This is a genomic window from Granulicella sibirica, from assembly GCF_004115155.1.
Taxonomy (GTDB): Bacteria; Acidobacteriota; Terriglobia; order Terriglobales; family Acidobacteriaceae; genus Edaphobacter; species Edaphobacter sibiricus.
On record NZ_RDSM01000001.1, the window covers coordinates 668,894 to 681,845 of the forward strand.

General features: G+C 60.0%; 10 protein-coding genes. 5 read left to right on the forward strand and 5 right to left on the reverse strand.

All coding sequences use genetic code 11. The annotated features are described in order from the left end of the window. Positions 1-11 precede the first annotated feature (11 nt). Positions 12-1,124 carry a sigma-54 interaction domain-containing protein gene (locus GRAN_RS02765; protein WP_241654308.1) on the reverse strand — a complete coding sequence of 371 codons (1,113 nt, stop codon included), beginning with the start codon at positions 1,122-1,124 and terminating at the stop codon, positions 12-14. Between the two features lie 228 nt (positions 1,125-1,352). Next, a complete protein-coding gene (locus GRAN_RS02770; protein WP_128911474.1) occupies positions 1,353-2,141 on the reverse strand; it encodes a response regulator transcription factor in 789 nt (262 codons plus the stop codon). Between the two features lie 165 nt (positions 2,142-2,306). On the opposite strand from GRAN_RS02770, the gene GRAN_RS02775 reads away from it, so the two are divergent. After that, positions 2,307-2,630, forward strand: a complete 324-nt coding sequence (locus GRAN_RS02775; protein ID WP_128911475.1) for a PilZ domain-containing protein — start codon at positions 2,307-2,309, stop codon at positions 2,628-2,630. Here GRAN_RS02775 and GRAN_RS02780 read toward each other — a convergent pair. The 3 genes from GRAN_RS02780 to GRAN_RS02790 form a co-directional block, all read right to left on the reverse strand. After that, positions 2,598-3,617: a flagellar motor protein MotB gene (locus GRAN_RS02780; RefSeq protein WP_128911476.1), complete on the reverse strand. Its 1,020-nt coding sequence runs from the start codon at positions 3,615-3,617 to the stop codon at positions 2,598-2,600. The two genes, GRAN_RS02775 and GRAN_RS02780, sit on opposite strands and share 33 nt — an antisense overlap. Positions 3,618-3,627: 10 nt before the next feature. Beyond that, the gene (motA, locus tag GRAN_RS02785; RefSeq protein ID WP_128911477.1) at positions 3,628-4,497 is read right to left on the reverse strand and encodes a flagellar motor stator protein MotA; all 870 of its coding nucleotides are present in this window, start codon (positions 4,495-4,497) and stop codon (positions 3,628-3,630) included. A gap of 546 nt (positions 4,498-5,043) precedes the next feature. Further along, positions 5,044-6,489 (reverse strand): multicopper oxidase family protein, encoded by a 1,446-nt coding sequence (locus tag GRAN_RS02790; RefSeq protein WP_128911478.1) that lies wholly within the window; start codon positions 6,487-6,489, stop codon positions 5,044-5,046. Between the two features lie 210 nt (positions 6,490-6,699). Between GRAN_RS02790 and GRAN_RS02795 the strand changes: the two genes are divergently transcribed. Genes GRAN_RS02795 through GRAN_RS02810 form a run of 4 tightly spaced genes read left to right on the forward strand, consistent with a single transcriptional unit; the run spans position 6,700 to position 12,947 of the window. After that, entirely contained in the window at positions 6,700-7,485 is a 786-nt protein-coding gene (locus tag GRAN_RS02795; RefSeq protein ID WP_128911479.1) for a DUF4159 domain-containing protein, read from the forward strand. 52 nt (positions 7,486-7,537) lie between these two features. Further along, positions 7,538-9,799 (forward strand): glutamine amidotransferase, encoded by a 2,262-nt coding sequence (locus GRAN_RS02800; protein ID WP_128911480.1) that lies wholly within the window; start codon positions 7,538-7,540, stop codon positions 9,797-9,799. A gap of 2 nt (positions 9,800-9,801) precedes the next feature. Then, positions 9,802-10,716, forward strand: coding sequence for a hypothetical protein (locus tag GRAN_RS02805; protein ID WP_128912937.1), 915 nt, complete (start codon positions 9,802-9,804; stop codon positions 10,714-10,716). After that, entirely contained in the window at positions 10,713-12,947 is a 2,235-nt protein-coding gene (locus GRAN_RS02810) for a peptidase MA family metallohydrolase (protein WP_241654309.1), read from the forward strand. Before GRAN_RS02805 ends, GRAN_RS02810 begins: the two co-directional genes overlap by 4 nt. Positions 12,948-12,952: the final 5 nt, after the last annotated feature.

The following is a 12,952-nucleotide window of genomic DNA, read 5'->3' on the forward strand; positions in this document are numbered from 1 at the left end:
GCCATAGCTATCTAGAGCAGAATATCTTTAGCGGCGATCTCGCGCGCCGTGCCCGCCATAATGCTGGCGCGCTCGATCACGTTCCTGAGCTCACGTACATTCCCAGGCCAGTCATGTTTATAGAGCGCCTCGATAGCCTCAGGAGTAACCGTAACTCCGGGGCAGAACTTGGTCGCAAAGAAGTGCGCGAGTGCCGTAACGTCATTCTCTCGTTCCCGCAACGGCGCAAGCCGGATCGGAAAGACAGCCAGACGATAGTACAGATCTTCGCGAAATAACTTCTGTTTGACGAGGTTCGGTAACTCCGCGTTCGTCGCCGCGACGACACGGACGTCCACCCTCAGGTTGTCATTGCTCCCAAGCCGCTGCACTTCACCCTGCTCGACAAAGCGGAGAATCTTACTCTGCAGAGAAAGAGGCATATCTCCAATTTCATCAAGAAAGAGGGTTCCACCATGCGCGGCGTGAATGCGCCCAATCCGCGACTGCATTGCCCCCGTAAACGCGCCTTTTGCATAGCCGAACAGCTCGGCTTCCAGGAGTGCCTCCGGAATCGCGGCGCAGTTGACAACGATGAACGGCGCTTTCTGCCGCGGGCTGATCATGTGAACAGCCTGGGCGATCAGATCCTTCCCCGTTCCGCTCTCCCCCGTAACCAGCACAGTTGTATCTCGCGCGGCCACCATATGCGTGAGCGCATACGCGTGCTGCATCGGGGCTGAACTCCCAACCATCCCCCGCAGGCCGGGAGTCCCGGTAGAACTGCGAACATAAGTCGTGGGTTTGACTACCGGCTTTACCGGAAGAGACGAAGTCGTTCCCTGATACAGCAGTTCCGCGAGTCTCGAAGCGAAGGGGGTCGGTGAGGTGCTGCCAACCAGCAGATGGCCGGTCGTCGTGTTCATCGTTAGAACTTCGATACCAGGAAACTGCTGACGGACCAGCCCGCAGAACTCGGCGGGAAGCAAGTCCGGCAACACGGGATCGAGGAGCAGGACCCCGGTTTCCTTATCAGCGTGCAGCAGGTCGAGTGCTTCAGCCCCACTCTTCGCTTCGGTCAGATTCCAGCGAAGAGGGGCGAGCCGGCCGCGCAGCTCCTCGCGAAAAGAAGTATTGCCGCTCACCAGCAGAATGTGGACAGCCGCGTTATCTTCCCTTCGACGCGTATTGATACTGGTATCTGAAAGTGTTATGCGGAGGTTCCTTTCTCACACAGGACCGCGTCAGCGCATTACGGTCATGGATCAGACGTTTAGCCTATCTTACTCTCCACTTTCAGTTTTCTCGATACCCAAACATTTCGCCGTATCAGCGTGCCTTTCGAGATAATGTTTACGGTGAGCAGGACCAGCTTACGCGTTCGCCTGGAAAAGATACCCCATCCCGCGCACAGTGCGGATGAGCTTCTCATCGTGCCCTTCGTCGAGCTTATCGCGGAGGTACTTGATGTACACGTCCACAATGTTTGTGTTCGCCTCCGCCGGCATGTTCCAGACCTCTTGCGACAGCATCGACCGCGTTAGGGTCTTCCCCGGATTTTGCATCATGTACTCCAGCAGCGCGAACTCCCGAGGCGTCAGGTCAATGCTGCGCCCGTCACGCTCCACCCGGCACTGGTCCGCGCACAGAGTCACCTTGCTCGTCCGCTGGGCCACCATCTGGCTCGTCGATCCAGCACGGCGCCGGAGAACCCGCACCCGCGCCATCAACTCCAGGAGCGAAAACGGCTTCAACAGATAGTCGTCAGCACCCTGGTCGAGCGCCAGAACGCGATCCTCCACGCCGCCACGCACGCTCAGCGAGAGAACCCGGAGGTCAGGGCGGCGTGAGCGCAGGTTCTGCAGCACGGCGGCTCCGTCCATATCCGCCAGATCGAGGTCGAGGATCAGAAGATGGTAAGGCTTGATTTCCAATAGACTCGTCGCCTCGGCCATGTCATGTGTGACATCCGCCGACACCGACTCCGAAGCCAGCCCGGTTGCCAGCAGACGGGCGAGCGACGCACTTCCTTCAACGATCAGAACACGATACGAAACCGCGGGAGTCGTCTCCGTCATCCCGAATGGGGGGAATCCCGTCTGGTTCATCATCGGGAAAAACTTTGCCAGCGTTCCGGTTTGTTCTGCCATCATTGTCTGCATGTCTGCTCTCCTCAGGCCTTGATTACCTTATAGCAGTCCCATTTTGGCAATGAAAGGGCTTGACGTGGTACTTAAGTACCATTGAGAAGAGCAAATCGGGTGACTGACTCTGCTAGGATAAAGTTGCCGCAGGGCCGTCTCATGCCCAGCCAAACAATTTTCCCTATGCGCAATTTCCTCTATCGTCTCCCTCGATTCAAGACGGACCTCCCCATGGACTTCATCCTCGGAGAGGCCGTCATCATTGGAACCTGCATTAATATCAGCGAGTCGGGCCTGCGTGGTCCATTTTCGAGCCCCGTTCCGGCTGGAGCGGACGGTTTGCTCACCCTTTACCACGGAGAGACAAGCTTCCAGGTCGATGCTCACGTCGAGTCGTTCCGCTCTGGAGAGGCTCGCGTTCGTTTCGTTTTGAAGTCGGATCAGGAACTCGAAGATCTGCGTGCATTCCTGAAGTTACTCACTCCGGTTCCCCTCTGGCGCCGGTGAGGGCGCTGGCGCCTTCGTTCGGGTGAAGAGGCCCTTCGCGCGCGCCATCAGACTTATCGATGGCTTCTCGGCAGCCGGTGCACCACTCTCCGCCTTGGCTTTTTCTTCCGGCGCAGTTCCCGCTTCCGGCTTGGAACTTGTACCGTCCGCTTTTGCGGACTCCTTTGGTGCGTCTTTGCTACCCTCCTTCGGCGCTTCCTTTCCGCCTTCCTTGGGTGTTTCCTTCCCGCCTTCCTTGGCTATTTCCTTGGGCTTTTCCCGCACCGGCAGGTTCTGCACGACGAGCGAGATCCTGCGGTTCGAGGCGTCGAACGGCTTATCCGGCGTGTGGAGGCGCTGGTCGGCGAAACCTCTCACCTGCGAAACCTGGTTCAAACGAACGCCATCGTTCTGCATTGACCGCCTGGCGACATTGGCGCGATCGGTAGAAAGCTCCCAGTTCCCGTACGGCCCCTTGCTCGAGTAAGGCTGCGCGTCGGTATGCCCTTCGATCGAAATGTTGTTCGGCAGGTTCTTCAACTGCTCGGAGAGAACCTTCAGCAACTCCTCCAGAGCGGGCGTTGGCTGCGCGCTTCCTGACTGGAAAAACGTCCCCTTCTCGTCCTCGATCAGCTCGATCCGGAGGCCTTCCTCCGTAATCGAGATCTCGATCTGCTTCTTCAGCTTATTCAGCATGTTGATGCTGTCGATCGCCTTCATCAGGTCCGCCTTGAGGGCGGCCATGTCGTCCTTCTTCTCTTTGGACTGCTCTTTAGGCTGCGGCTTGCCCTCGGAGCCTTTCTTGCTGGCAGTCCCCTTTGGATCGTTGAAGTAGCCGGCAATCTCCTCCTGGGTCTGCTTGTTGGTGGAGCTCAGCAGCCAGAGCACGATGAAGAGGGCCATCATCGCGGTCACGAAGTCGGCGTAGGCGACCTTCCAGGCTCCGCCGTGATGTCCGCCGTGACCACTGACCTTCTTGATGACGATGATCGGTTGTTCGTCTGCCATGTCATGCCTCCTAGGCTGCTACTGCTGCACCCTTCGCACGGCAGGCCTTTTCGACCTCCTGGAAGCTCGGGCGCAGGTGGGCCGGAATGGCGCGGCGGGCAAGTTCGACCGCGAGGATCGGCGTTGTGCCCTTGATGAAGGCCATCATGACCACGCGGAGGATGTGGTAGTACGCGTGCTCCTGGTCGTTCAGCTTGCTCATCATCGAGGCAAGCGGACCGAGCACTCCGTAACACAGGAGAATTCCGAGGAAGGTTCCAACCAGAGCCGCGGCAACCTTGTGGCCGATTTCCTCGGGAGGTCCACCGAGCGCACCCATCGTGACGACGATTCCAAGGACGGCGGCGACGATTCCAAGACCCGGAAGCGCATCGGCGACGGTGTTCAAAGCGGTGGTCGGCAGAGCGGTACTCTGATGGTGAACTTCCATGTCGAGCTCCATCATCTGCTCGACATCGAAGGCGAGCACACCGCCCGTAATCGCCATGCGCATCGTGTCACAGACGAAGTCGCGAATGTGGTGGTCGTGCAGAAACTTCGGATAGGCCGCGAAGATAGTGCTCTTATCCGGACCTTCGACGTCGGCTTCGATCGCGACCAGGCCTTCTTTGCGCGCCTTGGCGAACAGATCGAACATCATCTTCAACGTTTCGGTGTAGCGCTGCTTGGTGAAGGGCGACCCTTTCAGAATGCCCATGACGCCAGCGATGATGCCCTTGAGAATATAAATCGGGTTCGCGACGATAAGGGTTCCGAGCGCCGCTCCCCCGATAGTGACCAGTTCGGCCGGCTGAATCAGGACGGCGAGCTGTCCTTTCTCCATCAGAAATCCGCCGATAACGGCGCCGATAACGACAACAATGCCAACAATCGAGATCATGCGAGGGGCCTCTCCGGGTGTTCTGTCCAGCCTTCGGGCATGGATCAGCGTCCGCACTATCGACAACCGCAGGTAACCCTTCCATACCCCATCCGGGGAATTGCTCACACCTGGGCGCTTTCCGTAGCCTTGTTTGGATTACAGCTTCGCACTTCCCAGGCCACCCCCTCCCCATTGCCCGCGTCCAAGTCTTTTCCATGCAACGATATACGGGGAGGATGTCCGCGTAAATTAGACTAAGTAAAGGACTTAGGCGCAAATATTAGTAAAGAAAAGACTTAGCCACGGATGACAGCACGGCGCTTCGCCTTTTTCTTCACTGCTTAAATTGTAGACTGCCCACCATAACTAAAAGGACATTTCTATCTCTTTTGTTATGATGGAGTTATCCCATTTACCCCCTTGACAAGATTTTCAGCTCGTTATCAGACGCGGACAGATAGTCATCATTGAAGGGATAGAGCAGAGTCCGTTCGGAGTCAAAGCCATAGGGCGACGGCAGCAGTCACGGAAGCGCCAACGGCAAAAGCCTGGCTCCACAGCCTTCTACATGTCCTTGTACCGGAAGAGTGCTTTGAAACCATAGTCCATGTGCTGCTGGATGTGGCAGTGGAAGAGTGACAGGCCGGGCTGGTTCGCGACGAACTCGACCGCGGCGCGACCAAAGTACGGCACGACGACCGTGTCCTTGACGATGCCGTACGTCTTCTTTCCATTGATCTCAACCAACTCGACCTGGTGACGGTGCAGGTGCATGGGGTGCGCATCGTCGGTGCGGTTGCGGTAGACGAGGCGGTAGCGAAGACCCTGTTTCAGGACGAACTCGTTCTCGTGAGGGTAAGGTTTGCCATTGATAAGAAAGGTGTTGAACTTGCCCGATCCTCCGGGGATCTTCTCGAAGATCATATCGATGGTCTGATCGGGGGGTGGCCGGTTCCCTTCCGGGGCGCTGAATCGCGTGTAGTCCCACAGAAGCGATGAGGGTTTGATCCACTGAGGCTGCCGATGCTGATTGGCATATTCGACAATCACCCCCAGCCCGGCTGTCCGAATGGCGTCTTCGGGAGCCCCAAGCACCCACACCCCCGGCTGGTTCATCTCGACGACAGCGTCGACCCGCTCACCCGCTCCGAGAAAGACAGTCTCGACGACCTGCGGCGTCGGAACGGGATTCCCATCAAGCGCGATGATTTTGAACTTGTGCCCACCAAGCGCGATGCGACGGTTTTCGATCGCACTGGCGTTTAGAAGGTGAAACAGGACACGCTGACCTTCCTTCACCCGGATTGGCTCCCCGGCTCCAAGAGACTTGTCGTTAATCGAGTAGGTCATGGAATTGACCTCGAGGCCGTTCGGATCGGTATTAAGGACGGCGGGCTTCTCGAGCTGAGGATCGTTCTGCCCCTCCTCGTCGTCATCCTCCATGCTGCTGGTAAAGAAGGGCTCCCAGTCGCGGATGGCGAGGAAGAGTTCCTGATCGTACTGTCCGGGATCGCTCCCGGAGTCGATGTGGACAAAGCCGAACTGACCGGTAAAGCTGCCTTTGTGCAGGTCGGCGTAGGCCATCGCATGCGAGTGATACCACCGCGACCCAGCGGGATTCGGAGTGAACTGGTAGCGTCTACGCCCCTGCGGCGGCACAAAGGGTGTTCCCTGCTCCTCGACACCATCGACGTCCGCTGGGATGAGCATGCCATGCCAGTGGACCAGCTCAGGCGTGTCGGTCTCGTTGATGACGTCGACGGTGACAGGCTTCCCCTCGCGCATACGCAGGACTGGGCCAGGGGAGGTCCCGTTGTAGCCGATGGTCGAGAGAATCCGGTCCGGAGCAAGTTCGACGGTGACAGGAGCAATCCGCAAGGTAACGTCCGCCTTGCCAGTCTCCGGCGGCGCCGGGGAAGCCGGGCCGCCCATAGGCATCTGGCCGGGAAGCCGAGACGTAGCGGCGAAGGCCGAGGCGGAACCGAGCTTTACAAAGTCACGCCGCTTCACTGACTCCGGCCCTCCTGCGCGCCCCGCAGGTGCGAAGCACGCTAACATCCTCTCACGCTCCTGAAGAGACGTTTCCGGTGGCGGATTGGTGTTTGGCTGCATGAACAACTTCGCGTCCGCCGCACGAGCGTTCTGCAACAACTCTGGAGTGCGCTCCGTCTAAGGACACAAGCTCATCTGTTATGCTCCGGCGTGTGGAGGGACCAGTCCATGAAGCTCCTGCGGAAGACGATCGTCGCGACGTCGGTTCTCGCGGTTGGGACAGGTCTGTTCGCGATGCAGCGGGTGGCGGACTGGGATCGCGAGACGCCGCAAAGCACGGAAAAAGCTGAGTTCTCGTGGTCGCGCCTGAGCTACGCGTCGAGCATGGGAGGCAGCGGATACGGCTTCTACCACTGGGCTACCTGGCGCCGCGACTATCCGAAAGCCGACCGCCAGTTCCTGATCGCGCTGAACCGCCTGACACGGATCCAAGGCAGGACAACCGAGCAGGTCGTCAATCTCGACTCGGATGACATCTTCAACTATCCGATGGTCTATGCAGTACAGGTCCAGACCTGGTCGTTCACGGACGAAGAGGCGAAGCGCATGCGGGAGTATCTGCTGAAGGGCGGCTTCCTGATGGTGGACGACTTCCACGGCTCGGCCGACTGGGAAAACTTCATGAACGGCATGCGCCAGGTATTTCCCGACCGGCCAGTCGAAGACCTCGAGAACAAGGACGAGATCTTCCACGTCCTCTACGACATGGACGATCGCTTCCAGGTTCCCGGCGAGCAGTACATCCGTACCGGACGGACCTACGAGAAGGATGGATATGTGCCGAAATGGCGCGCGATACGGGACGACAAGGGGAGGATCATGGTCGCGATCTGCCACAACATGCACCTTGGCGACGCGTGGGAGTGGGCGGATGATCCGAACTATCCGGAGACGTTCGCGTCGATGGCGTTTCGGGTCGGTTTGAACTATGTCGTCTACAGCATGACGCACTGATCGCCAGGCGCGGTTCGGTTGTCGTTTGATATGGGGGATCGGCTCTACCCGAATGTTTTCTTTCTTATTCAAGTACCCGATCCCGGTGTTTACCAAAGGCAAGTTCATCCTGCTTGGCGCGTGGCCGGGATGGCTTCTACTGGTGCTGATGGTAGCGGCCGCGGCTGGCCTGGGCGTCCTGATTCGAGCCCAGCTGCCAGGAGCTTCGCCGCTGATGCAGACGTGGCGAGCCGGGGTGATCTGGGGTCTGCAGGCGTCGCTTGTTGCCCTTGTGCTCCTTTTGCTGTGGCAGCCGGCGATGACGGTTGCGGAGTTGAAGTCGCAGCAGAACATGATTGCCGTGGTCGTCGACGACTCGCGCAGCATGGCGATCGCGGACGGCGATTCGGGCGCAACACGGGAGGCCTCGGCGATCAAAGAGCTTGAGGGAGGCGTTCTGGATGGGCTGCGAAAGAGGTTCCAGGTGCGACTTTACCGGCTGGACGGAGGGCTGCGGCGAGCGGCGAAGACGGACGAGATCAAGGCTGGAGCCGCGGCGACGCATATCGGCGACGGGCTGAAGCAGTTGACGGCGGAGACGAGCGATCTGCCGGTAGGAGCAGTTGTGCTGCTGAGCGATGGCTCGGAGAACGCGGGAGGGATCGACGTGGAGACGATCGGCGCGCTCAGGAACCGGAGGCTCCCGGTGCATACGATCGGGTTCGGCAGGGAGCGGATGGATCGCGATGTCGAGATGGGGGATGTGACGGCGGCCTCGCGGGCAATGCTGAACTCACGCGTGACGGCCACGGTGAGCTTCCATCAGCGCGGGTACGCCGGAGCGAAGGGCACGCTGTCCGTCAAAGATGGAGATAAGGTGCTCGCCTCGCGTGAGGTGACGTTTGGCCGCGATGGGGCGACACAGAACGAGACCGTCTTCTTCAATGCCGGATCGGCAGGAGCGAGGACCCTAGCCTTCTCAGTAGGCCTGATGCCCGGCGAGGAGAATACGGCGAACAACCAGGTGACCCGTCTGCTAAGCGTCGCAACGGACAAGCGGCGGATCCTGTACGTCGAGGGTGAGCCCCGGTGGGAGTACAAGTTCATTCGTCGAGCGGCGGACGACGATCCGGAGGTGCAGGTCGTCTCCATGCTGCGGACGACGGAGAACAAAATCTATCGCCAGGGAATCAGCGACCCGAAGGAGCTGGCAGACGGATTTCCGACAAGAGCGGAGGACCTGTTCGGGTACCAGGCGATCATCATCGGGTCGGTCGAGGCACAGTACTTCACGCCGACGCAGCAGGAGTTGTTGCGGGAGTTTGTAGACCGGCGTGGCGGCGGGGTACTCTTCCTCGGCGGCCGCTTCGCGCTTGCAGACGGAGGCTGGGGTGCGACGAGCGTAGCGGACCTTCTGCCTACCTTTCTCCCTAACACTAAGGGCACGTTTCGGCGTGATCCGGCCACGGTGCAGTTGACCGCTGCGGGCGAGGCAAGCGCGATCACGCGGCTGATCGATGATCCCGCGAAGAATGCAGCGCGATGGAAGACGCTGCCGTATCTCGCGGACTACGAGGATCCCGGCAGCCCGAAGCCGGGAGCGACGGTGCTGGCCGAGATGCGTGCGGGGCGGTCGATGCCTCTGCTGGTGACGCAGAACTACGGGCGCGGGCGCACAGCGCTCATGGCGACGTCAGGAACGTGGCGCTGGCAGATGAGTTCGACGCTTGGGGATCCGGCGCACGATCTTTTCTGGCGGCAGATCCTCCGGTGGATGTCGGCGGAGTCTCCGGGGCGTGTCGTGGCAACGACGGCGACGCAAGAGCTGCAGGACGAAGGCACGGTGCGGCTGACGGCGACAGTGCGGGATAAAGACTATGAGCCTGCAGGGGACGCGCGGGTGACGGCGCACTTCAACGGCCCTGACGGTTCTTCAGCAGTGGTGGAGATGGCTCCGGTACCGAATGCTCCGGGTAACTTCGAGGCGAACTGGACGGCGGGAAAGGCCGGAGCGTGTCTGGCCGAAGTCACGGCGAGTCGGGGGAAAGAAGAGCTCGGCAAGGATGTCGTTGCGTTCGAGCGGAACGACGGCATGGCGGAGAACTTTCATACCGAACAGAACCGGGAACTGCTGGAGAAGCTATCAGCGGAGACTGGCGGAAGGTACTGGAAGCGCGACGAGTTAGGGAGGCTGCCCGGGGAGATCTCGTACTCGGAGGCGGGCATCTCGGTGCGAGATACGAAGGAGCTCTGGGACATGCCGGTTGTCTTCCTGGCGCTGCTCGGGCTGGGCGCAACCGAATGGCTTCTGCGGCGGAAGTGGGGTGTCGTGTGAAGATGCTCCTCTTCGCTCTGCTGATGCCGGGTCTGGCGCAGGCCTCGACGTTCTACGTCACCGTGGCGGGGCTTGGGGGCGAGCCGGACTATGAGCAGAGGTTCACGGCTACGGCGAACGATCTGGACAAGGTGTTTCGGACAGCGAGCGGAGCACACGTCTACACGCTGACCGGGAAGCAGGCGACGCGGGCAAAGTTGACCGAGACGATGGCGACAGTGGCGCGGGAGGCGAAGGTGGAAGACGACCTGATCCTGACACTGATCGGGCACGGGAGCTTTGACGGAACGGAGTACAAGTTCAACCTGGTGGGTCCTGATGTGTCGGCCACGGAGCTGGCTGCGATGTGCGATAAAGTCCCGGCGCGGCGGGAACTGATCGTGAATACGACGAGCGCCAGTGGCGGTGCGGTGGCGGCGCTTGAGAGGCCGGGCCGTGGGGTGATCGCGGCGACAAAGTCTGGAACGGAGAAGAACGCGACGGTCTTTGCGCGCTACTGGGCAGAGGCGCTTGGGGATCCGACGGCCGATCTGGATAAGAGCGGGTCGGTGTCGGCGATCGAGGCGTACCGGTATGCGGACAGGAAGACGGCTGCGTTCTATGAGTCGCAGAAACGGCTGGCGACAGAGCATGCGGTCTTCGAAGACACCGGACGCGGAGAGGCCGTCCGGACAACGGTGGATGGCGCGCGTGAAGGGGCGCTGCTGGCGAGTTTGACCGTAGTGCGCATCGGGGCGGCGCAAGCGGCCATGAACGATCCCGCGAAGCGCGAGTTGATGGAAAAGAAGGAAGAACTGGAACAGAAGATCGATGCACTGAAGTACCAGAAAGCCGCCATGGAGCCGGGTGAGTATAAGCAGGAGCTGACCGTGCTTCTGGTGCAGTTGGCCAAGCTGCAGGGGGAGTTGGATAAGTGAACCGGCTCGGCATTGCGGCGGTAGTGCTGCTGGCTTTGGCCAGCGCGGATTGCTGCGTCGCCGAATCAGCCACGCCGGCTAGTTGCCGGGTGTTGCGCAAGCACGGTCATGCAGGCGAAGCGGCGAAGTGCTTCGAGACCTTGAGCCGAAGTGACGACCCCTACCTGAGGGCCGAGGGGTTCTGGGGACTCCGGCAGTTCGATCAGGCAAATGAAGCTTTTCGCACGGCGGTGGCAAGTCCGGCGAGCAAGCCTCTATACCGCGTGCGGTGGGGACTTTTGCTGCACGAGCGGTTCAATAACAAGGACTCGGTCGACCTCTTTCACGAGGCGCTCGCGCAGGACCCGTCAAACGCACAGGCTTACTACGGGCTGGCGCTTGTACGTAGTGAGGATTTCGACGGGAAGGCCGCCGAGTACGCGGCGAAAGCAGCGACGCTCGATCCGAAGATGGTCGAGGCGCATGAGCTTCTGGCAGATCTCGCGCTGTCAGACTCCAAACCGCAGGACGCGGTTGTCGAAGCCGACAAGGCGATTGCGCTGGCCCCACAGGGAGATGCGCTCGACGCGATGGCAGTGCGAGCGGCAGTCGAGTTGATCGCGGATCGCTCGCCGGATGCCTGGTTTGCGAAGATAAGCGCCGTGAACCCATCTTACGGCGAGGGTTATGCGCTTGTAGCGCGTCAGCTTGTGCTGAACCGGCGCTACAAGGATGGGGTTGCGTACTACCGGAAGGCCATCGAGGCTGATCCGAAGCTATGGTCTGCTCATGAGCAGTTAGGCATCAACCTGATGCGGCTCGGCGAAGAGAAGGAACCACGAGAGCAGCTCGAGCTTTGCTTCAACAACGGTCAACGCGATGCCGCCACGGTGAACAGCCTGCGGCTGCTCGACAGCTACAGCAGCTTCGTAACGTACCGGGACGACACGACCATTCTTCGGCTGCGCAAGAAGGAGGCCGAGCTTCTTCGGCCTTACTTCGAACCCGAGTTACACAAGGCCATGGCGACGTACCAGAAGAAGTACGGCGTGACGCTCCCGGACCCGGTGCAGTTGGAGGTCTATCCGGATCACGAGGACTTTGCTGTGCGAACGATGGGCATGCCGGGGCTTGGAGCGCTTGGTGTAACCTTCGGCGAGGTCGTCGCAATGGATAGCCCGTCAGGACGCAAACCGGGCGACTTTAACTGGGGGAGCACGCTGTGGCACGAGATGAGCCACGTCTACATCCTGCAGGCAACAAACCATCGTGTGCCACGCTGGTTTACCGAGGGGCTTGCCGTGCATGAGGAAGGTGCGGCGTCACCCGAGTGGAGCAACCGGCTGACACCAGAGATCGTAGCCGCTATACGGGATAAGAAGCTCTTACCAGTTGCGGACATGGATCGCGGCTTCATCTATCCGGAGTATCCGACGCAGGTCATCGTCTCATACTTCCAGGCCGGTACAATCTGCGATTACATCCAGCAGCGTTGGGGCGATGCGGCGCTCATGGGTATGGTGCACTCCTTTGCAGCGCGGAAGACGACGGCTGAGGCTCTTCAGGAAAATCTACAGATAACCCCTGGGGGGTTCGATAAGGCGTACAGCACGTGGCTCGACCAACGCACCGGAGTTACGGTCAAGAACTTCGACACCTGGCGCGCGCAGTTGAAGGATCTCGTGGAGAAATCAAAAGCCAAGGACTACAAGGACGTCATCGCCGAAGCTCCGCAAACAATGAAGCTCTATCCCGAGTACATCGGCGACGCAAACGCTTATGAGCAGCTAGCGGTGGCACAGATAGCGGATGGTGATAAGCAAGGCGCAACGGCTACCTTGACGGCATACGAGAAGATGGGTGGCCAAAGCCCCGATGCGCTGAAGAAACTCGCATCTCTCGAAGAGGATCTTGGACAAAAGCAGGAGGCCGCGGCGACTCTCGATCGCGTGAACTTCATTTACCCCGAGGATGAAGCCATGCATCGCCACCTCGGCGACCTGTGGCTTGGGCTTGGCAACAACCCTGGTGCGGTGCGGGAATACTCCGCAGTGCTCGCGCTTGGCCCGCTTGATCGCGCGTCGGCAGAGTACAACGTTGCGCAGGCGTACATGGCAGAGGGCGACCGTGCCAAGGCCGAGGAGAATGTGCTCGAGGCGCTTGAGGTCGCTCCCGGCTTTCGTCCGGCGCAGAAGTTGTTACTCGAGTTAGAAGCGAAGAAGCAAGGCACCGCAACCGATAGCCCGAAGTAACGAGA